Source organism: Cellulomonas sp. KU4C (assembly GCF_056868065.1).
This window is the reverse complement of sequence record NZ_CP200322.1, coordinates 697,936-718,765: the sequence shown is the minus strand read 5'-3', so window position 1 is coordinate 718,765 and position 20,830 is coordinate 697,936. Positions and strand designations below refer to the sequence as shown.

Genomic DNA, 20,830 nt, shown 5'->3' with positions numbered 1-20,830 from the left:
CGCGGCGGGGCCACGGCCCTAGAGGTACTGACCCGGCCCCGCGTCGCCCTGCGTCGCCGGGTGCGCCGGACCCGAGCCGCCCGGCAGCGCCCGCATGTGGCTCAGCTGCGCCTGCGCCGCCATCTGCTGCGCCACCAGGGCCGTCTGGATCCCGTGGAACAGGCCCTCCAGCCAACCGACCAGCTGCGCCTGCGCGATCCGCAGCTCCGCGTCGCTCGGCGTCTGGTCGTCGCCGAACGGCAGCGTCAGCCGGTGCAGCTCCTCCACCAGCTCGGGGACAGGCCGTCCTCGAGCTCCTGCAGCGACCGCTCGTGCACCTCGGCGAGCCGCGCGCGGGCGGCGTCGTCGAGCGGCGCCGTGCGGACCTCCTCGAGCAGCTGCTTGATCATCGTGCCGATCCGCATCACCTTCGCGGGCTGGCCGACCGTCCCGGCCGGGGCCGGACCCGGGTCGCCCTCGCCGTCGGCGGGCGCGTCCTGACCCACCACCACGATCCGCGGGGTCGGGGCGCCGGGGGTGCTCGGGTCGCTCATGCCCGCCATCCTCCCCCGCCCCGGCCCGTGCGTCACGCCCTCACGGGACGAGCAGCACCTTCCCGAACACCTCGCCGGAGTCCAGCAGCCGGTGCGCGTCGCCCGCGCGGTCCAGCGGCAGGCGCGCGTGCACGACCGGCCGCAGCCGCCCGTCGGACAGCATCGGCCACACGTGGGCGCGCACGTCCGCCACGACCCGCTCCTTGTCCGCGAGGGGACGCGGGCGCAGGGTCGTCCCGATGACGCTGGCGCGCCGGGTCATCAGCAGCCCCAGGTCGATCTCCCCGCGGGAGCCCCGCTGGGTGCCGATCACGACCAGCCGGCCGCCGGTGGCCAGCAACGCGAGGTGCGTCGCGAGCCCACCAGCGCCGAGGACGTCGAGCACCACGTCCGCGCCGTGCCTGCCGGTGGCCGCGCGGACCGCCTCGACCACGTCCTGGGTGCGGTGGTCGATGACGTCGCGCGCGCCCAGGTCCCGGCACCGCGCGGCCCGGTCCGCCCCGCCGGCGGTGGCGACGACGTGCGCCCCCAGGGCCGCGCCGATCTGCACCGCGACCGAGCCGACGCCCCCGGACCCGCCCTGCACCAGGAGCACCTCGCCCGCGGCGAGCCGTCCGGCGTCCACCAGGTTCGTCCACGAGGTGAGCACCGCCTCGGGCAGCCCGGCGGCGTCCACGAGGTCCAGGTCGTCGGGCACGGGCAGCAGCATCCCGGCCGGGACCACGGCCTCGGACGCGTAGCCGCCGCCCGGCAGCAGCGCCGCGACCCGGGCACCCAGCGGCCACGCGGCGACGTCCACGCCGGGGCCGTGACCTGCGACGACGCCGGACACCTCGAGCCCCGGCCAGTCGGGTGCACCGGGCGGCGGCGGGTAGTGTCCCTGGCGCTGGAGGAGGTCCGCGCGGTTCACGCCCGCGGCCGCGACCCGCACCAGGACCTCACCGGGGCCGGGTCGGGGACCGGCGCGCTCCACCGTCTCCAGCTGTTCCGGTCCGCCTGCTTCCTTGACCTGCACCACCCGCATCGTGCGAGCCTACGCACGGCGTCGGCGCAGCACACAGCGGATGAAAGTGCGCCCGGGGCTTCAGTCGGGCGGGTGGGGCGCCGATGAGGTTCGGACGGGCGCCCTGAACGGGGTGCCCGCGCCGGGCGGCCGCACCACGGTCGCCGGGCGGACGACAGGGAACGGGAGGCAGGTCGACATGCTGCGCAGGCTGGGCATCCGCGCCAAGGTGCTGGCGGTCCTCGCCGTGCCCGTGCTCGTCCTGCTCGCGATCTCGTCCTTCGTCACCGCGCAGTCCGTGAACCAGGCCCGCACGGCCGCCACGGTCCGCGACGTGGTGGCGGTGCTGCCGTTGTCCGGCCGCGCGGCCGAGTCGCTCCAGCAGGAGCGCACGCTCTCCGTCCAGGAGGCGGACGACAAGCCGCTCGGCGGCAACCTGGAGGCGTCCCGCGCCGCGACCGACGCCGCGATCGCCGAGCTCACCGACGCGGTCCGCGCGCTCGACCTGTCCGCGCTGGACGCGCGCGTCCGCGAGGCGGTCGTCACCGCCGACACCCAGCACGGGCGGCTCGCGGAGATCCGCGCCCGCGTCGACGCCGACACCATCCCCGCGACGCTGGTGTCCAGCAACTACACCGACATCGTCGACTCCGACAACAACGTCACCGGCGTCGTCGCCGAGACGCTGTCCGAGCGGTCCCTGGCCAGCCAGATGTCCGCGTACGCCGCGATCGCCGAGACCATCGAGCAGGTGCTGCGCGCCGGCCCGGTCGCCGACGACGTCCTCGCGGACGACGGCGCCGACTCCGGCACGGTGCGCGAGCTGGCCGCCCTCCTGGCCGTCGGCGACAACGCCCGGTCCGAGGCCCGTGAGCTGACCAACAACCTCCGCATCGGGAACATCCAGCTCCCGTCGCGCGACGCCGACCTCACCGCGATGCAGCTGTCGCTGACCTCCGGCAACGAGCTCACCGTGTCCGCGCTGGACGCGACGCGGTGGAACGGCCTCGTCAACGCCGAGCTCGCCGCGCTGCGCCCCGTCGCCGCCGACCTGCTCGAGTCCGCCGCGAGCGACGCCGACGCCCTCGCCACCCAGGCGCAGGAGCAGACGCTGCTCACCGTGGGCCTGACCGTCGCCGCCGCCGTGCTGTCGATCGTCATCGCCTTCATCGTGTCGCGGGGGATCGTCGTCCCGATGCGGCGCCTGACGGCCGCGGCCGGCAACGTCCGCGAGGAGCTGCCGCGCCTCGTCGAGCAGGTGGCGGTCCCGGGCGAGAGCCCCGACCTCACGCTCGCCGACATCCCCGTCGAGTCCCAGGACGAGGTCGGCCGGCTGGCCCAGGCGTTCAACGACGTCAACGCCACCACCATCCAGGTGGCCCGCGAGCAGGCCGCGCTGCGTGGCTCCATCGCCGAGATGTTCGTGAACGTCGCCCGCCGCGACCAGGTGCTGCTCGGCCGCCAGCTGTCGTTCATCGACTCCCTCGAGCGCTCCGAGGAGGACCCGGCGGTCCTCGCGAACCTGTTCCGCCTCGACCACCTCGCCACCCGTATGCGCCGCAACGCGGAGTCGCTCCTCGTGCTCGCGGGCATCGACTCCGGCCGCCGCCTGCGCGAGGCGATGCCGCTGTCCGACGTGGTCCGCACCGCGTCCTCCGAGATCGAGCAGTACGACCGCGTCCAGCTCGACCTGCGGGCCGACCCGCTGATGCACGGCTTCAACGCCCTCGCCGCCGCGCACCTGCTGGCCGAGCTGCTGGAGAACGCGACGCTGTTCTCCGAGCCCGGCACGCCGGTGGTCGTCGAGACCGGCGTCGACGGCGACCACGTCGTCGTCCGGATCGTCGACCAGGGCCTGGGCATGTCGCCCGCCGAGATCGAGGCCGCGAACCGCACCATCGCCTCCACGTCCCCGACCGAGGCGCTCGGCGCCCAGCGCCTGGGCCTGTTCGTGGTGGCCCGCCTGGCCCAGCGGCTCGGGGCCCAGGTCTCCCTGGTCCGCGCCACCGGCGACGTCTCCGGCACGGCCGCGGTCGTCCGGTTCCCGGTCGCGCTGTTCACGTCGAACGACCCCGCGCTCACCGGCGGCCCCGGCGCCGCTCGGCCCGCCTCGGGTCCGGCCACGGGCTCCGTCCCGGTCGCCGACGCGCCGGTCGCGGTCCCCGTCGACCTGGCGGCGCTCACCGACGGCGCCACGACCACGGGCCTGCCGCGCCGCCGGACCGCCGACGCGCCCGCGGGCGGCCGCTCCGAGCTGCCGACCGAGCAGGACGTCGTCCTGCCCGCGCCGACCGAGACCACGCTCTCGCCCGAGATCACCGCCGAGGCCAGCGGCTGGACCCCTGCCGTCGCCCCGTCCGCCGCCGGTCCCGCCGCGCTGCCGTCCCGGGGCTCGCTGCCCAGCCGGACGCCCGCGCTGCCGCCTGTCGACGAGGCCCCCGTCGCCCCCGCGGCGCCCGCCGGTCCCCGCAGCGGCCTGTTCTCCGCCTTCCGGGCGCGCGAGCTCGCCGCCGGGGAGCGCGAGACGCCCCAGCAGGACGGGCCCGCCACGTCCGTCGCGCCGGGCGGGACCGAGGCACCCGCTCCGGAGGCCGCCGCGCACGAGGCACCCGCTCCGGAGGTCGCCGCGCAGGTGGAGGCCGCGCACGAGGACGCCGCGCACGAGGACGCCGCGCACGAGGACGCCGCGCGGCAGGAGCACGCGTACCCCGAGGACGCGCCCCACGAGCCGGTCGCCGCCCCCGCCGCGTCGGTGTTCGACACGGCCGTCTTCGACACCGCCTCGTTCGAGGCAGCGATGGCCGACCACGAGCCCGAGCTGTCCCCCGAGGACCACGCGCGCCTGGACGCGCTGTCGGCGCCGCTGACCGGCGACCTGCCCCTGGTCACGCGCCAGCCCGTCGCCGACACCACCGCCGATCTCGGGGCGTTCCGCACCGCCCCCGAGCCCGAGCCGGCCCCCGAGCCCGAGCACGAGCCGGCCCCCGTCCAGCCCGCCGCGTTCGTCGTGCCGGGCCTCGTGCCCGACGAGACGCCCGACGCCGGCGACGCGTGGGACGGTGGCTGGGCCGCGAGCGAGCCCGCCGCCACCGTCACCGAGCCCGCCGCCACCGTCAGCGAGCCCGCCGCACCCGGCTGGGAGCAGCCCGCCGCCTCGTGGGACGCCCCGGCTGCCGCGTGGTCGCAGGACGCGCCGGCTCCGTCGTACGACGCGCCCGCACCCACCTGGCAGGACGACGCCCCGGCGCCGTCGTGGTCGCAGGAGGCGCCCGCCGCACCGGCTCCCTGGGCCGAGACGCCCGCGTGGTCGGCGCCCGTCCCCACGGAGTCGTCCCCCGCGCCGCTGGCGGCACGGCACGCCGAGCCGCAGCACGCCGAGCCGCAGTCGGTCGAGCAGCACGCGCCGTACGCGCAGCAGCCCGCACCCCAGGCCTTCGCCGAGCAGCCCGCGCCGCAGCCCGTCGCCGCAGCGCCGGTACCCGCCGCGCCCGCACCCGCCGCGCCCACCGCCCCGGCCCTGCCGGACTTCGCCTCCCTCGTGCAGGGTGACGAGCCGGCCGAGCCCGCGCGCCGGCAGCGCGAGCGCCGGTCGTTCTTCTCCTTCCGGCGCAAGCAGGCCGAGCCGACGGCCCCGGTCGCCGCCACGCCGGCGCCGTCCGCGGCCCCGGCCTGGCCCGCCACGTCGTCGCCGGCGGGCGTGCCCGTGGCGCCGCCGGCCCCGGCCGTCGCGCGGCAGCCCGTGCTCCAGCAGCCCGTCGTCCAGCAGCCCGCGCCCCAGCCGGTCGCGCCGCAGCCCGTCGCCCCGGCGGTGGTCCCCGTGCTGTCGCAGACGTGGCTCCCGGCCGCCGCCGCGGCGGTCGAGGCGGAGCAGCCGGCCGCCGCAGCACCGGTCTGGACCCCGCAGGCGCCGGCCGAGTGGGCGCCCGCGCCCGCCGCCGAGGCCCCCTCCTGGGGTGCCCCGCAGGCCCTCGTCCCGGAGCAGGTCGCGCCCGCGCAGCCGGTGGCGACCCCGCCTGCGCCCGTCGCCCCCGCGGAGCCCACCTGGGCCGCTGCGGCCCCGGCGGCCGCACCGCTGCCGACCCGGACCCGCGGCGCCGTGCCGCCGCCCGTCCCGGAGCCGACCGCGGCCCCGATCGCCGAGCGTCGCGCCCCGCGGGACATCAGCGCCTGGGCGTCCTCCTGGTCGCCCGAGGGCGGCAGCGTCCCGCAGCCGGCCCCGGCCCCGACCTGGTCGTCGCGCCCGGCGGCCGCACCCGCCGCCGCGAGCACCCCGGCGTCGACCGGCGAGTCCCCCCGTCGCCCCGGAGGCATGGACGCCGAGGCGGCCGCGATGCTCTCCCTGCGCGCCGACATCCAGGAGCAGGCGTTGAGCGAGCTGACCCAGCTGTCCGCGTACCGGCCCCAGGTCGACGTGCCCGCCGGCGGTTCGCTCACCCGGCGCGTGCCGACCGCCATCCCGGCGGCACCCGAGATCTCGACCCCGGACTCCGGCCCGGCCCCGGCGCGTGACGCCGACGGCCTGCGGTCCCGGTTGTCGAGCTTCCAGTCCGGCAGCCGGCGGGGGCGTCGTTCCCTCACGGACGCCGGGGAGGGGCAGCCGGGTACCATGCCCGACCAGCAGCCCCGCACCGAGTCCGACCAGCAGCCCGTCCCGCCGTCGCCCTCGTGGTGACACCCGTCCCCGCAGCTCCGGCTGCTTCACATCAGGAGGATGTGTGACCACCCTCAGCACCGAGGCAGCCAACTTCGGCTGGCTGCTGGACAACTTCGTCCGGACCGTGCCCGGCACCCGGCACACGCTGGTGGTGTCGGCCGACGGTCTGCTCATGGCGATGTCCGAGCAGCTCGACCGGACGAGCGGCGACCAGCTCGCCGCCATCGTGGCCGGCATGTCCAGCCTGACCCGCGGGGCGGCGCGCCAGCTGCGCGCCGGCGACGTGCGTCAGTCGATCGTGGAGATGGACAACCTGTTCCTCTTCCTCATGAGCGTCTCCAACGGGTCCGTCCTGTCGGTCGTGGCCGAGGCCACGTGCGACGTCGGCCTCATCGGCTACGAGATGGCGATGCTGGTGTCCCGCACCGAGGCGACGCTCACCCCGCAGCTGATCAGCGAGATGCGCGGCAGCCTGCCCGTCGACGGCGCCATGCGCGCTCCGTCTGCGTGAGGTAGCCGATGAGCGAGAGCGAGTTCGAGACGCGGACCGTCCGCCCGTACGCCCTCACGGGCGGCCGGGTGAAGTCGGAGCGGTCCGACTACCCCCTCGAGGCGCTGGTGGAGATGCTGCCCGCGGCAGCCTCCGCGCAGGGCCTGACGCCGGAGAAGCGCGCGATCCTGCAGCACGCGTCGCACGGGTACATCTCCGTCGCGGAGCTGTCGGCGCTGCTGCACCTGCCCCTGGGCGTGACGCGCATCGTCACCTCCGACCTGGCGGACGCCGGATTCATCAAGGTCCACACGTCCGACCCGGTCGAGGCGAAGACCGGCCAGTCGCCTGCCCTGTCCCTCAGCGTCCTGGAGAGTGTTCTCAATGGCATTTCCGCCCTCTGACGCCGGCACCGCGACCGGCCAGGCCGCTGCCGTCCCCACCGCGCGCCCGTCGGGCGACGCGGGCACGATGGGCGCCGCGCCCACCGTCGTCAAGATCGTCGTGGCCGGCGGGTTCGCCGTCGGCAAGACGACCTTCATCGGCTCGATCTCCGACATCGAGCCGCTGAACACCGAGGCCGCGATGACCGAGCACTCGGTCGGCGTCGACGACGCGGGCGGCCAGACCGACCGCAAGACGTCGACCACGGTCGCGATGGACTTCGGTCGCATCGCGCTGCCGGGCTCGCTGTGGCTCTACCTGTTCGGCACCCCGGGCCAGGACCGCTTCCTGTTCATGTGGGACGACCTGGTGCGCGGCGCGATCGGCGCGGTCGTCCTGGTCGACACCGACCGTCTCGACCAGTGCTTCCCGGCCGTCGACTACTTCGAGTCGCGGGGCATCCCGTTCGTGGTCGGCGTCAACTGCTTCGACGGCGTGGCCAAGCACCGGCTGGAGGACGTCCGCGAGGCGCTCGCCATCCCGGCGCACGTGCCGGTGCTGTACACCGACGCCCGCTCGCGCACCGCGACCAAGCAGACGCTGATCTCGCTGGTCCAGCTCGCGATGGAGCGTCTGCGCGGCGCCTGACCGTCCGGCGGACCCGCGCGTCCCGATAGGGTTCGGGGCGTGCGGGTCTACGCCGACGGTTCGGCGCTCGTGCGCTTCCTGCCCGCCCCGGACCAGTCGGTCGACTGGCAGCGGTGGGCGGAGCAGCGGCTGCCGGACCTCCTGGTCACGTCGCTGTCCCTGGCCGAGCTCCGGCTCGCGGCCCTGTGGACGCCGGCGCACGTCCGCGCGCGCCTGCACGCCGTGACGGAGCGGCTCGAGGTCACGCGGTTCTCCGACCAGGCGGTGCACGTGGCCGCACTGGACGAGTCGGGCCTGTCGCCGTTCGGGCGGCTGCACCTCGGCGTCGCGGTCGCGCATCCCGAGGTGACGGCGTTCGCCTCCTACGACCCGCTGCTGGCGGCCGCCGCGGCGGTGCGCGGTCTCGCGGTGGTGACCCCGGGGCGCCCCGAGCGGTGGTGGGACCCGCTCGCCGGGGTGCCGCACGGTGACGCGCCGCCGCGCTGGCCCGCCGTTGCTGCGGGGCCCCGGACCGGCCGGTAGGGTCTTCGCGTCCGGGAGGGCTGGCTGAGCGGCCGAAAGCGACGGTCTTGAAAACCGTTGGGGCGTCGAAAGGCGTCCTCGTGGGTTCGAATCCCACGCCCTCCGCCCAGCGGGCTGCGGAGGTCGGTCGACCGCCACCTCGCAGCCCGCCCGTGTGCAGGCACCTCGATGGTGTGCTCCCGCGGTCGACCGGGCGCTGGCGGAGCTCGCGACCGCCGTCGGGGTCACGGGGTCGTTCGTGGCCACGCCGGGCGACGTCACCACCGAGGAGGGCGTCGCCGCAGTCCGCGCCGGCTCATCGAGCCCGAGGAGATCGCGCACACGGTCGTCTACCTCGCGTCGCCCCTGGCCTCGGCGACCACGGGCGGGGCGCTGCGCGTCGACGGCGGGTACGTCGACGCGATCCTGCCCTGACCGGGCACCGCGTCCCCCACGGCCAGCCGCGCCGCTGGGCGTGTCTCACGCCTGCGGGAGCGCGCTCTCGTCCTGTGCCGGACGGACGTGCGCCGTCCACGAGGTGCCGTCGTGCCAGCGGTAGTGCCGCTGGTCGGCGGTCAGGTACCAGCCGGCCGCGATGAGGGGCTCCGGCGGTGCCAGGACGGGAGCCGTGACGGCGGGCGCACCCGCCGCCCACGCCGGACCCGCCTGCCTGGGCGCGGCCGCGGGTGCGGAGCCGGATCCCGCCGGCGTCGTGGCCCGCCGGACCGTGCGCCGGTGGCTGAGCAGCGCGGCCGTCACCGCCTGCCGCGCCTCCTCGACCAGGCCGGCGTCCTCGGCCGTCCGGGGGTGCCGCTTCATCTGGGACGAGCCGGTCGCCACCAGCCGGAGGCCGAGCACGATGGAGGCGCAGCGCAGCACCACCTGGCCGAGCGACACCAGCGCGACGAGGGCGCCGACGGCGACGAAGAGCAGCGGGACCCAGCGACCGGTGGCGTCCGCGGTCTCGCTCCGGCTCGGGTCAGCCGAGTCGTAGTCGACCCGGATCGCGTCGCCGACGTCCTTCGAGCAGAAGGAGCTCGACCGGGCGGTCGAGCTCGTCCGGTACTCCTGCCCGTCGACGGTGAAGACGGCCCGGAGCGCGCACGTGTCGTCGTGACTATCCACCGCGGTGACCGAACCGGTGGTGGAGGCGTCCGTCTCCGGGCCGAGCCCGACGACGAACAGCCCGGTCGCGACGAACGCCAGCCCGAGCAGGACGCCGCCCAGTGCTCCGACGACGCCCGGGCGCGACTTCTTCCCGCCCGGCACCTCGAGGCCGACCAGACCGTCGGCGACCAGCACCGCGCCCACGGCCCGCCGGACCTGTCCCGCCGTGTGCGGGTTGGTGGTCTCGGTGCGGGCGATGGTCGCCCGCGCCTCGGTGATGCCGCCGAGGGCGGTGCGGAAGACGTTCACGTGGTGGGACTCCTTGGACGACGGATGCCCCGACTATCGGCGGCCCGGCGGGCGCACGGGAGCGGATCGAGGACTCAGAGGGTGAGAATCACCTGGTCGGAGCAGGGCCGCGGGGAGGTCACCACCCGGCCCGTGCCGCCATCCCCAGCAGGTACGGCTCCCAGTACGTACCCGCCGCCGGGCCGCCACCGCACACGCCGTCGGAGCGCCCGACCGTCTTGATCCACAGGTTCGCGACGTGCGGACCGCTGCCGGTGGCGGCGGGCAGGGCGCCGAGGGCGCGGCCCTCGGGGTTGCACCAGACCGTGCCGTCCGGGCCGGGGAGCGGGCCGTTGCCGTTCCGGGAGGTGTCGACCACGAACGCGGGGCCGCCGAGCAGCGCCGACAGGTAGCGGCCGTAGGCGACCTCGTGGTCGGTGCGCTGGAAGTTGGACACGTTGACGGAGAACCCGGCGGCGCGGTCCACCCCGGCGGCCCGCAGCCGCAGCGCCATCTCCTGCAGCTGCGCCGCGCTCCAGCCGTAGCTGTTGCTGCTGGCCGCGTCGAGGTAGACCTCCGCGCCGACGGCGGCGTACGCGGTCACCGAGTAGCGCAGCAGGGCGGTGCGGTCGTCGCGGTTCCCGCAGCGGTCGAGGTGCAGCAGGGCGTCCGGCTCGACCACGACCACGGCGGCGGACCCCCGCAGGCCCGCCGCGACGGCGTCGACCCAGGTGCGGTACTCCGCGGGCGTCGCGAACCCGCCGGCGGAGTGGTTCCCGCAGTCCCGGTCGGGGATGGCGTAGGTGACCACGACCGGGGTCCGGCCCGCGGCCGTCGCGGCGGCGGTGTACGCGCGGACCTCCGCGGTGCCGTCGGCCGGACCGAGCCAGCGCGCGGCTCCGCCGGATGCGGCACGCGCGAGCAGCGCCGCGTCGGCGGACCGGCCCTCGGCCTGGGCGGTGCGGGCCGCCTCGGCGACGGTCGACGCCGGGTCGGCGTACTGCGGGGCACGCTGCAGGACGGTCCGGTAGACGCGCTCGTCCGTCCCGCCGCCGGCGTCGGTGCCCGCGCCGCCGCCGAGACCCGCGCCGCCGCCGAGACCTGCGCCGGGGCGGACCGGGACCGGCAGGGCGGCGGGCAGCGGCAGGGACACCACAGCGGGCACGGCGGGCACCGGCGCACCGGTGGGCGTCGGGGTCGACCAGGCGCTCGCGCCCGCGGTGGTGATGAGGTAGATCCGGGCGTGGTCCTTGACGACCAGGCGGGCGCCCGGGGCGCTGGTGCCGGACGTCCAGCGGACCGACCCGTCGACGGCCACCACCTGGAGCGCCCCGTCGGGCGTGACCCGCGCGTGGGCGCCGCGCGCAGCGGTCCCGCTGCGCCAGACCGGGGTGCCGGCGCGCGTGAGCACCAGGTCGCCGTCGCCGCCCATCGCCAGGCGCACGTCGCCGACGCCGACGGACTCGCCGGCCAGCAGGACGCCGCCGGACGGGATGCGGTCGCCGGCGCCGCCGGTGCGCAGCGCGGGGCCGTCGGTGGTGGACTTCCACGCCAGGGACCCGGCGGTGTCGACCGTGTAGAGGACGCCGTCCGGCTTGATGACCGACCGCGCGCCCGGCGACGCGACACCGGTGCTCCACAGCACGGCGCCCGCGGTCGACCGGACCTCGAGCGCGCCCGACGGCTGCTGCACGAGGCGCGCGCCGGGGTTGCCCGTGGTGCCGGTGTGCCAGAGCACCGGTCCGGTGCCGAGCCGCACGGTGACGTCCCCGTCGGCCTGGACGCTCAGCCGGTGCGCGCTGCCGACGGCGACCAGCGTCGCCCCCGACGCGAGCTGCGCGCCGCTGGTGAGGCGGTCGCCGGTCGTGGTGCCCGCTCCGGGTGCGGCGGGCGCGGCCGCGGCGGGCACGGGGGCGAGCAGCGTCAGGGTCAGCAGCACGGCGCCGGCGAGGGCGACCGCGGCGGTCAGCAGGTCGGCGCCGCGGGCGGGCGGGGTGGCGGTCGGGCGGGTGAGCAGGCGCGGCATGGTGAGGTCCTCGTCGGGGGCGGTCCCCTCCCGATCGACCGCCCCACGCCCCCACCGCCCCCACCCCCCGGGTGAAACCCCCCACCCCCCGGCCCGCGCCCGTCGAGGTCGAGGGTTTCGCGCGAGGTCGAGGGTTTCCGGGCGCCCCAGCCCGCGAAACCCTCGACCTCGACCGCCGCGGCGACCCACGCGGCCTCCGATACCGGTAACGAAAACGTTATCGATAACGGTTGACATGCCGTTTTGTCCCTGTCAGAGTCGCTCTGCCCGGTCAGCGACGACCGCGAGACGGTCACTCGACGAAGAGGACAGATCAGATGATGGCGAGGAAGACACTGGCGCTCTCGGCCGCCGTGCTCATGGGAGCGTTGGGCCTGAGCGCGTGCGGCGGAGGCGACGACGGCGGCTCCGGCAGCAGCGACGGCGCCGTGGAGATGACGTTCTGGCACAACTCCACCACCGGGGAGGGCAAGGCGTACTGGGAGGACACGGTCGCCGCCTTCGAGGAGGCCAACCCCGGCGTCACGATCACCATCCAGTCCATCCAGAACGAGGACATGGACGGCAAGCTCCAGACCGCCCTCAACTCGGGCGACGCCCCCGACATCTTCATGGCCCGCGGCGGCGGCAAGCTCGCCGACGTCGTCGAGGCCGGGCAGGCGATGGACCTGACCGACCTGGTCGACGACGCCACCAAGACTGCTGTCGGCGACGGCGCGTTCAGCGCGTTCACCGTCGACGGCAAGGTCTACGGGATGCCGGTCGCCGTGCTCCCGGGCGGCATCTACTACAGCAAGGACCTGTTCGCCCAGGCCGGCATCACCGAGACGCCGACGACGATCGCCGAGCTCGAGACCGCCGTCGACCAGCTGAAGGCCGCCGGCACCGCGCCGATCGCCCTCGGTGCCAAGGACGCCTGGCCGGCCGCGCACTGGTACTACTTCTTCGCCCTGCGGGCCTGCTCGCAGGACACGATGGACCAGGCGGCCAAGGACCGGACGTTCGACGACCCGTGCTGGGCCGAGGCGGGCGAGGCGTTCGCCGACTTCGCCGGGACCGAGCCGTTCAACGACGGCTACCTGACGACCTCCGCGCAGCAGGGCGCCGGCTCGTCCGCCGGCCTGATCGCCAACCACCAGGCCGCGATGGAGCTCATGGGCGCCTGGAACCCCGGTGTGATCGCCAACCTGACGCCCGACCAGCAGCCGCTGGCGGACCTCGGCTGGTTCCCGTTCCCCGCCGTCGACGGCGGTGAGGGCGACCCCACCGCGATGATGGGCGGCGTCGACGGGTTCTCCTGCTCCGCGCAGGCCCCGCAGGAGGAGTGCGCCGCGTTCCTCAACTTCATCCTGGGTCAGGAGCAGCAGGAGGGCTACGCCGAGGCGTTCCACACCCTGCCCGCCAGCAAGGACGCCCAGTCCGTCGTGACCGAGCCCGCGCTGCAGGACATCCTCGCCGCGTACAACGACGCCGCGTACGTGTCGGTGTGGCTCGACACCCTGTTCGGCCAGAACATCGGCAACGCCCTCAACACCAGCGTCGTCGACATGCTCGCCGGCTCGGGTGACGCGGACGGCATCGTCAGCGCCGTCAACGACGCTGCTGCCAAGGAGTAGTCGACAGCGATGAGCGACGCGCGACTCGTGACGACGTCGCCCGCGGCTCCGGTCGCGGCCGGGGACGGTGCCACCACGGCGCCGGCCCCGGCCGCCCGGCTCCGGCGCAAGCCGGGGAACCGCGGCGCCTGGCGCCAGCGGATGGAGATCGGGCTGCTCGCCGGCCCGGCCGTCCTGATCTTCCTGGCGTTCGTGATCTTCCCCGTGCTGATGGCGGCCTACTACGGGTTCTACAAGTGGAAGGGCTTCGGGCCCCCCACGGACTTCGTCGGGTTCGAGAACTACCTGACGATCCTCAAGGACCCGACGTTCCTCGACGCCCTGCGGCACAACGGCGTCATCGTGGTGCTGTCCCTGCTGCTGCAGGGTCCGGCCGCGGTGGTGCTCGCCCTGCTGCTGAACCGGCGGATCCGCGGCCGCTCCCTGATCCGGGTGCTGATCTTCGTGCCGTACGTGATCGCCGAGGTCATCGTCGGGACGGGCTGGAGCCTGATGCTCCAGACCTCCGGGGCCGTCAACGACCTGCTGGGGAAGATCGGCCTGGAGGGGTGGGCCGTCGACTGGCTGTCCGACCCGAAGGTCGCGATCTGGTCGCTCATGCTCATCATCACGTGGAAGTACATCGGGTTCGCGGTGATCCTGTTCCTCGCCGGGCTGCAGTCCATCCCCGAGGAGCTGCACGAGGCCGCTGCCATCGACGGCGCGTCCTACTGGCAGAGCCAGCGGGCGATCACCCTGCCGCTGCTCGGCCCGACGATCCGCATCTGGGCGTTCCTGTCGATCATCGGCTCGCTCCAGCTGTTCGACCTCGTCTACATCATCTGGGGCCAGTACGTGGCAGCGACCGCGGGCACCTCGACGATGGCGACGTACATGGTGGCCAACGGCCGCAACGCCGGGAACTACGGCTTCGGCAACGCCGTCGCGGTCGTCCTGTTCGTGATCTCGCTGGTGATCGCCCTGACCTACCAGCGCTTCGTGCTCCGCCGGGACACCGAGGGCGCGCTCACCGGAGGGAAGAAGTGATGGCCGCCGTCGCCGTGCAGGCTCCGCCCGTCCCGGGGCCGCGGTCCCGGGGCGCCGTCCGCAAGGTCTCCCGGTTCGAGAAGGTCAACCCGCTGGTCTACGTGGTCGCGTGGCTGCTCGTCGCCGTGTGCATCGGGCCGGTCGCCTACATCATCCTCGGCGGCCTGCGGACCAACGCGCAGATCACCCAGGACCCGTCCGGCTTCCCGACCACGTGGGAGTTCGGGAACTACGGCGACGTGCTGGGCAGCTCGCTGTTCTGGCGGCAGGCCGCGAACTCCGCGATCTGCGGCATCGGCACCACCATCGGGGTCGTGGTGCTGGGCGTGATGGCGAGCTTCGTCCTCGCCCGGTACCGGTTCAACGCCCGCGGCGCGCTCTACGCGCTGTTCGCCGCCGGCCTGATGTTCCCGATGACCGTGGCGATCACCCCGCTGTACCTGATGATCAAGAGCCTCGGCCTGATGAACAGCCTCGCGGGGATCATCCTCCCGCAGATCGCGTTCGCGCTGCCGACGACGATCATCATCCTGGTGCCCTTCCTGCGGGCCATCCCGCAGGAGATCGAGGAGGCCGCGGCCATCGACGGCGCGAGCCGCCTCGGGTTCTTCTTCCGGATGGTCGTGCCGCTGTCGGTGCCCGGCGTCGTCACGGTCGGCATCCTCGCGTTCGTCGCGAGCTGGAACAGCTACATGCTTCCGCTGTTCATCCTCAACGACGAGACCTCCTACACGCTCCCGCTGGGCGTGCAGTCGTTCGCGTCGCAGTACTCCGTCGACACCGCCCGGGTGCTGGCGTTCACGTCCCTGTCGATGATCCCCGCGCTGATCTTCTTCTCGCTCTTCGAGCGGAGGATCGTGGGCGGTCTGACCGGTGCCGTCAAGGGCTGAGCGCAGCTCACCGATGACCACGTCGAAGGAGAAGGCCCGCGTGCCCGAGACCCCCGCAGCCCACCCGACCTCCGAGCGGGTGCAGGCGCTGCACGCCCGGATGACCCTGGAGGAGAAGCTCGCCCAGCTGGTCGGCTACTGGCTCGACCAGAACGGCACCGTCGCGCCGATGCAGTCCGAGATGGCCGCCGGACAGGCGGACGCGTCCGCGCTGCCGGAGATCACCCGGCACGGCATCGGGCACTACACCCGGGTGTACGGCACCCGGCCGGTGGAGCCCGACGAGCGCGCCGCGTGGCTGTGGGCCGAGCAGCGCCGCCTGCAGCGCGACACCCGGCTCGGGATCCCCGCGCTGGTGCACGAGGAGTGCCTCACCGGTCTGGCCGCGTGGCGGGCCGCGACCTACCCGACGCCGCTGGCGTGGGGCGCGTCGTTCGACCCGGACCTGGTGCAGGAGGCCGCCCGGGCGATCGGGGACTCGATGCGGGAGATCGGCGTGCACCAGGGCCTGGCACCGGTGCTCGACGTGGTCCGCGACCCGCGCTGGGGGCGGGTCGACGAGTGCATCGGCGAGGACCCGTACCTGGTCGGCACCATCGGCACCGCGTACGTGAGGGGCCTGCAGGAGGCGGGGGTGCACGCCACCCTCAAGCACTTCGCCGGGTACTCCGGGTCGGCCGCGGGGCGCAACCACGCCCCGGTCAGCGCCGGGCCGCGCGAGATGGCGGACGTCTACCTGCCGCCGTTCGAGATGGCCGTCCGCGACGGCGGCGCCCGGTCCGTGATGAACTCCTACGCGACGGTCGACGGCGTCCCGATGGCCGCGAGCACGGAGCACCTGACGACGCTGCTGCGCGACACCTGGGGCTTCGACGGCGTCGTGGTCGCGGACTACTTCGCCGTCGCGTTCCTCGAGGTGATGCACGGCGTCGCCGCCGACCGGGGCGAGGCCGCGGCGCAGGCGCTCGAGGCCGGGATCGACGTCGAGCTGCCGACCGGCGACGCCTACCTGGAGCCGCTCGCCGCGCGGGTGCGCGCCGGGCTGCTCGACGAGGCCCTGGTCGACCGGGCCGTCCTGCGCGTGCTCGCGCAGAAGGAGGAGCTCGGCCTGCTGGACCCGGACGCGTTCGCCGACGGGCCGCCGACCGGCGTCGACCTGGACTCCCCGCGGCAGCGCGCGCTCGCCCGGCGGCTCGCGCAGGAGTCCGTGGTGCTGCTCGCCGACGACGGCGTCCTGCCGCTCGCCGGTCCGGGACGCACCGCGCCGGCGCGGGTCGCGGTGCTGGGCCCCAACGCGGCCCGGCCCGAGGCGCTGATGGGCTGCTACTCGTTCGCCAACCACGTGCTGGCGCACCACCCGGGGCTGCCGTTCGGGTTCGAGATCGCCAGCGTGCTCGACGCGCTGGGCCCGGCGTTCGACCGTGCGGGGGCCGAACGGCCGAGCTCGTCGTCGCCGAGGGCTGCACCGTCGAGGGCGACGACCGCAGCGGGTTCGCGGCGGCCGTCGAGGCGGCGACGGGGGCGGACGTCGCGGTGGTCGTCGTCGGCGACCAGGCCGGGCTGTTCGGCCGCGGCACGGTGGGGGAGGGCAACGACGTCCAGTCGCTCGACCTGCCCGGTGTCCAGCGCGAGCTGGTCGAGGCCGTCGTCGCCACGGGCACGCCGGTGGTGCTGGTGCTGCTCACCGGCCGGCCGTACGCGATCGGCTGGGCCCTGGACGGGACCGGCCCGCGACCCGCGGCCGTCGTGCAGGCGTTCTTCCCCGGCGAGGGGGGCGGCGACGCGCTCGCCGACGTCCTGACCGGGGTGGTCAACCCCTCGGGCCGGCTGCCGGTGTCCCTGCCGCGCGCCGCCGGGGCGCAGCCGCACGGCTACCTGCACCCGGTGCTCGGCGGTCCCTCCGACGTCACGTCCACCGACCCCACGCCGGTCCGGCCGTTCGGGTTCGGGCTCGGCTACACGACGTTCGCCTACGCGGACCTCGCGGTCGACCCGTCCGTCGCCACCGACGGCGCGTTCGAGGCGGCGGTGACGATCACCAACACCGGGACGGTCGCCGGCACCGAGACGGTCCAGCTCTACGCCCGGGACCTGCTCGGCAGCATCCCGCGCCCGGTGGCGCAGCTGCTCGGCTACGGCCGCGTGGACCTCGAACCCGGCGAGTCGCGGCGGGTGACGTTCCAGGTGCCCACGACGCGGCTCGCGTTCGCGGACCGGCGGGTGGTCCGGGTCGTCGAGCCCGGCGACGTCGAGGTCTGGGCCGGGTCCCACGCCGCAGCGGCGCACGTCGACCCCGCGGGCGCCGCGCCCGGTGAGCTCGGCGGGACGACCGGTGGCGCGATCCGCAGCGCCCGCGACCGGGACGTCGTCGACCTGCCCGGCACCGCGACCCCGCGGGGGACGCTGGTCGTGACCGGCGACGTGCACGAGGTCACCGGCGCGGACCCGCGGCTGGTCGAGGTGAAGGTCATGCCCCTGTGACGGTCCGGGTCCCGAACCCCGTCCTGCCCGGGTGCTACCCCGACCCGTCGGTCTGCCGGGTCGGGGACACCTACTACCTCGTCACGTCGACGTTCGAGTACCTGCCCGGCCTGCCGGTGCTGCGCAGCACCGACCTGGTGGGCTGGGAGCAGGTCGGGCACGTCGTGCACCGGCCCGGGCAGCTCGGCCCCGGCGGGCTGGACTACACGGGGCTCGCGTCGTCCAGCGGCCTCTACGCCCCGACGCTGCGGCACCACGACGGGCTGTTCTGGCTGGTGTGCACGCTCGTCGACCAGCAGGACGACTCCCGCGGCGGGCACGTGCTGCTCACCGCCGAGGACGCCGCGGGCCCGTGGTCCGACCCGGTGCACCTCGAGGGCGACGGCATCGACCCGTCCCTGCTGATCGACGACGACGGGCGCGCGTGGTTCCACGCGACCCGGCTCGCCCGCGACCCGCAGTGGCACCACCAGACGGAGGTCTGGGTCCGCGAGCTCGACCTCACGACCCGGCGGCTCGTCGGGCCCGAGCACGTCATCTGGACCGGCGCCCTGCACGGCGCGGTCTGGGCGGAGGGCCCGCACCTCTACCGGGTCGGCGACGGCTACCTGCTGGTGGCGGCCGAGGGCGGCACCGAGCACCACCACGCCGTCTGCGTCGCCCGGGCCGACCACGTCACCGGGCCGTACACCGGCAACCGCGGCAACCCGGTGCTCACCCACCGGCACCTCGGGCACGGCGGCGACGTGGTCGGGGTCGGGCACGCCGACCTGGTCGAGGCGCCCGACGGCACCTGGTGGGCGGTGCTGCTCGGCATGCGGCCCTACGGCGGCTACCACTACCCGCTCGGCCGCGAGACGTTCCTGGTCCCCGTGACCTGGGAGGACGGCTGGCCGGTGCTCGCGCGCGGCGTGGGACGCGTGCCCACGGAGGTCGAGGTGCCGGGCGACGCGTGGCACCCGGGCGCGGTCCAGGGCGCCGTCGCGGGCCCGGTCCCGTCCGACGACCTGCGGTGGTGCGCCGTCCGGGCCCTGCCGACCGACGTGGCGACGCCGCGCGGCACCGGCTGGGACCTGCCCCTGCGGCCCGCGGCACCCGCCGAGGTCGAGGTGCCCGCGTTCCTCGGCCTGCGGCTCCAGCACCACGACGCGGACCTGCACGTCACGCTGCGCGCGGCGCTCGCGGACGGCGAGGAGGTCGGGCTGACCGTCCGGCAGTCGGAGCGGCACCACGTCCGGCTCGCGGTGACCCCCGACGGCCGCGGCGGGCTGCGCGCGGCGGTGCGGCACCAGGACGGCGACGCCGAGCACGACCTCGGGAAGGCGGCGCTGCCGGGCGACCCGGCGCTGCCGCTGACGCTGGTCGCCCGCGTCCGGGGGGTCGACGTCGACCTGCTCGCCGGGCTCGGCGACGCGGACCCTGCCGTCGTCGGCCGCGCCGACCTGCGCACCCTGGACAGCGTCGCGACCGGCGGGTTCCTCGGCATCTGGCTCGGCGTCCACGGCACGAGCCACGGCCGCCCGACGACGACGGTCGCGCACGTCGACGCGGTGACGTACGCCCCGCTCGCGCCCGCGCTGCCGCTCCCGGTGCCGCTCCCGGTGCCGCCGAGATAGGACCGCCGCGCCGAGGTAGGTCGTCCGGCGGCCCCGTCTCGGCGCGGACGACCTATCTCGGCGCCCAGGGTTGGGCGGCCTGGGTCGGGCGGACCGGCCGGCTCAGGCCAGCGCGGTCGCGACGAACTCGACGGCCTCGCGGTCGTCGACCGGGCCGCCGGCCTCGTGGCCGTTGTACCGCCAGACCCGCAGCTCCTTCGGCCCCTGCCAGGCCTCGTGCGCGGCGACCACCGTCGACGGCGGCACCACCGGGTCCATCAGCGCGACGGCGAACCGCGCGGGCGCCGTGCCCCGGCGGGAGAACGCCACGCCGTCGACGTAGGACAGCGTCCGCAGCACCCGCTCGTCGGTGTCGCGGTGCACGCGCAGGTACTCGACGACCTCCCCGAACGGCTTCGCGTCGGTGATCGTGATCGCCCGCGCGACGTCGCAGAGGAACGGCACGTGCGCGACCACCGCCCCGACGTCCGTGGCCAGCGCGCCCGCGGCCAGGGCCATCGCCCCGCCCTGGCTGCCGCCGACCACCGCGACGCGGTCGGGGTCGACCCCGGGCAGGGCGCGCGCGGCGTCCACGGCCAGCGCCGCGTCGGCGAGCAGCCGCCGGTAGTAGTAGGTCGACGGGTCCTCGATGCCCCGGGTCATCACGCCGGGCGACTGCGGGCCGGTGCCCCACGGGTCGGGGGTGTCGCCGCGGCTCCAGCCGGAGCCCTGACCGCGGCTGTCGACGTACAGGTGCGCGTACCCGGCGGACGCCCACAGCAGGTTGTCGGTGGGCTCGCCGCGCCCGCCGCCGTACCCGATGAACTGCACGACGACCGGCAGGTCCGCGTCGACGCCCGCGGGCCGGCGGTACCAGGCGCGGACCGGGTCGCCCCCGAACCCGCCGAACGTCACGTCCCACACGTCGACCGTCGTCAGCGGGGTGTGCACCCGACGCACCTGCGGGGCCCCGCTCGCGGCGCGGCCCTCGGCGAGGGTGGACGCCCAGAAGCCGTCGAAGTCGTCGGGCTCCACGAGCGCGCTCGTGTGCGCCCACAGCTGCGGCTCGGCCAGGTCCAGGTACACGGTGCGGCTCCGTCCTCGGCGTCGTCGCCGTCGGCCAGCACGCTAGCGGACGCCGGTCGGTCCCGGGACGCCGGACGGCCTGGTCAGCCGGTCACGCCGTCCACGTACAGCCAGCGGCCGCCCTCCCGGGTGAACCGGCTGACCTCGTGCAGCGAGCCGGTCGGGTGCCGGTGGTGCGCCTGGAACTCGACGGTGCCCGCGCGGTCGAACGGCCCGCCGCCCGAGGTCGCGAGCACGTCGAGCCGGGACCAGCGCACCGCCGGGTCGAGGTCCAGGTCCGCCGGCCGGGTCGACGGATGCCAGGTGGCGCGCAGGTAGGCGGCGTCGCCGACCGCGAACGCGCTGTACCGGGACCGCATCAGCTGCTCGGCGGTCGCGGCCGTCGCGGTGCCGGCGTGCAGCGGGCCGCAGCAGGCCGCGTAGGTCTCCCCGCTGAGGCAGGGGCAGCGGGTCGGGGGCGTCGGGGGCGTGGGTGGGGTCGCGGGCACCCGGTCAGTATCGG

The 20,830-nt window shown here is 75.6% G+C and carries 14 protein-coding genes, 1 tRNA gene and 3 pseudogenes; 12 read left to right on the top strand and 6 right to left on the bottom strand.

The genetic code is table 11. The features are described from left to right. Positions 1 to 18: 18 nt before the first annotated feature. Both AC1VL8_RS03355 and AC1VL8_RS03350 read right to left on the bottom strand, forming a co-directional pair. Positions 19 to 533: pseudogene (locus tag AC1VL8_RS03355) on the bottom strand (bacterial proteasome activator family protein). A gap of 40 nt (positions 534 to 573) precedes the next feature. Continuing rightward, on the bottom strand, positions 574 to 1,557 hold the full coding sequence (locus AC1VL8_RS03350; protein ID WP_483074139.1) for an NAD(P)H-quinone oxidoreductase: 984 nt from the start codon (positions 1,555 to 1,557) through the stop codon (positions 574 to 576). A 178-nt stretch (positions 1,558 to 1,735) separates the two neighbouring features. Here AC1VL8_RS03350 and AC1VL8_RS03345 point away from each other — a divergent pair, with 178 nt between their 5' ends. From AC1VL8_RS03345 to AC1VL8_RS03315, 7 genes and pseudogenes are all read left to right on the top strand, one after another. After that, positions 1,736 to 6,208 (top strand): sensor histidine kinase, encoded by a 4,473-nt coding sequence (locus AC1VL8_RS03345; protein WP_483074138.1) that lies wholly within the window; start codon positions 1,736 to 1,738, stop codon positions 6,206 to 6,208. A 43-nt stretch (positions 6,209 to 6,251) separates the two neighbouring features. Beyond that, entirely contained in the window at positions 6,252 to 6,701 is a 450-nt protein-coding gene (locus AC1VL8_RS03340; RefSeq protein ID WP_389232395.1) for a roadblock/LC7 domain-containing protein, read from the top strand. Positions 6,702 to 6,709: 8 nt separating this feature from the next. Then, positions 6,710 to 7,084 (top strand): DUF742 domain-containing protein, encoded by a 375-nt coding sequence (locus AC1VL8_RS03335; RefSeq protein ID WP_389232392.1) that lies wholly within the window; start codon positions 6,710 to 6,712, stop codon positions 7,082 to 7,084. After that, positions 7,065 to 7,712 (top strand): GTP-binding protein, encoded by a 648-nt coding sequence (locus tag AC1VL8_RS03330; protein ID WP_389232389.1) that lies wholly within the window; start codon positions 7,065 to 7,067, stop codon positions 7,710 to 7,712. Before AC1VL8_RS03335 ends, AC1VL8_RS03330 begins: the two co-directional genes overlap by 20 nt. A 39-nt stretch (positions 7,713 to 7,751) precedes the next feature. Next, positions 7,752 to 8,234, top strand: a complete 483-nt coding sequence (locus tag AC1VL8_RS03325; protein ID WP_483074137.1) for a hypothetical protein — start codon at positions 7,752 to 7,754, stop codon at positions 8,232 to 8,234. Between the two features lie 14 nt (positions 8,235 to 8,248). Continuing rightward, positions 8,249 to 8,339, top strand: a tRNA-Ser gene (locus AC1VL8_RS03320). A gap of 183 nt (positions 8,340 to 8,522) precedes the next feature. Beyond that, positions 8,523 to 8,648, top strand: a pseudogene (locus tag AC1VL8_RS03315) (SDR family oxidoreductase); the annotation flags it as partial. 45 nt (positions 8,649 to 8,693) lie between these two features. Here AC1VL8_RS03315 and AC1VL8_RS03310 read toward each other — a convergent pair. Both AC1VL8_RS03310 and AC1VL8_RS03305 read right to left on the bottom strand, forming a co-directional pair. Further along, positions 8,694 to 9,629, bottom strand: a complete 936-nt coding sequence (locus tag AC1VL8_RS03310; protein ID WP_483074136.1) for a DUF2510 domain-containing protein — start codon at positions 9,627 to 9,629, stop codon at positions 8,694 to 8,696. 118 nt (positions 9,630 to 9,747) lie between these two features. Next, on the bottom strand, positions 9,748 to 11,634 hold the full coding sequence (locus AC1VL8_RS03305) for a glycoside hydrolase family 6 protein (RefSeq protein WP_483074135.1): 1,887 nt from the start codon (positions 11,632 to 11,634) through the stop codon (positions 9,748 to 9,750). A gap of 317 nt (positions 11,635 to 11,951) precedes the next feature. Between AC1VL8_RS03305 and AC1VL8_RS03300 the strand changes: the two genes are divergently transcribed. The 5 genes and pseudogenes from AC1VL8_RS03300 to AC1VL8_RS03280 all read left to right on the top strand — a co-directional run bounded on the left by AC1VL8_RS03300 (position 11,952) and on the right by AC1VL8_RS03280 (position 19,263). Continuing rightward, entirely contained in the window at positions 11,952 to 13,250 is a 1,299-nt protein-coding gene (locus AC1VL8_RS03300) for an extracellular solute-binding protein (protein WP_483074134.1), read from the top strand. A gap of 9 nt (positions 13,251 to 13,259) precedes the next feature. After that, positions 13,260 to 14,276, top strand: coding sequence for a carbohydrate ABC transporter permease (locus tag AC1VL8_RS03295; protein WP_483074133.1), 1,017 nt, complete (start codon positions 13,260 to 13,262; stop codon positions 14,274 to 14,276). Continuing rightward, on the top strand, positions 14,276 to 15,166 hold the full coding sequence (locus tag AC1VL8_RS03290; protein WP_483074132.1) for a carbohydrate ABC transporter permease: 891 nt from the start codon (positions 14,276 to 14,278) through the stop codon (positions 15,164 to 15,166). The genes AC1VL8_RS03295 and AC1VL8_RS03290 overlap by 1 nt, the downstream gene beginning before the upstream one ends. Before the next feature lie 13 nt (positions 15,167 to 15,179). After that, a pseudogene (locus AC1VL8_RS03285) lies at positions 15,180 to 17,647 on the top strand (beta-xylosidase/alpha-l-arabinosidase). Next, the gene (locus AC1VL8_RS03280; RefSeq protein ID WP_483074131.1) at positions 17,644 to 19,263 is read left to right on the top strand and encodes a glycoside hydrolase family 43 protein; all 1,620 of its coding nucleotides are present in this window, start codon (positions 17,644 to 17,646) and stop codon (positions 19,261 to 19,263) included. Before AC1VL8_RS03285 ends, AC1VL8_RS03280 begins: the two are co-directional and overlap by 4 nt. A gap of 102 nt (positions 19,264 to 19,365) precedes the next feature. Here the strand turns inward: AC1VL8_RS03280 and AC1VL8_RS03275 are convergent, their stop codons facing one another. Continuing rightward, positions 19,366 to 20,328, bottom strand: a complete 963-nt coding sequence (locus tag AC1VL8_RS03275; protein WP_483074130.1) for an acetylxylan esterase — start codon at positions 20,326 to 20,328, stop codon at positions 19,366 to 19,368. An 83-nt stretch (positions 20,329 to 20,411) separates the two neighbouring features. Then, positions 20,412 to 20,816, bottom strand: coding sequence for a YchJ family protein (locus AC1VL8_RS03270; RefSeq protein WP_483074129.1), 405 nt, complete (start codon positions 20,814 to 20,816; stop codon positions 20,412 to 20,414). Positions 20,817 to 20,830: the final 14 nt, after the last annotated feature.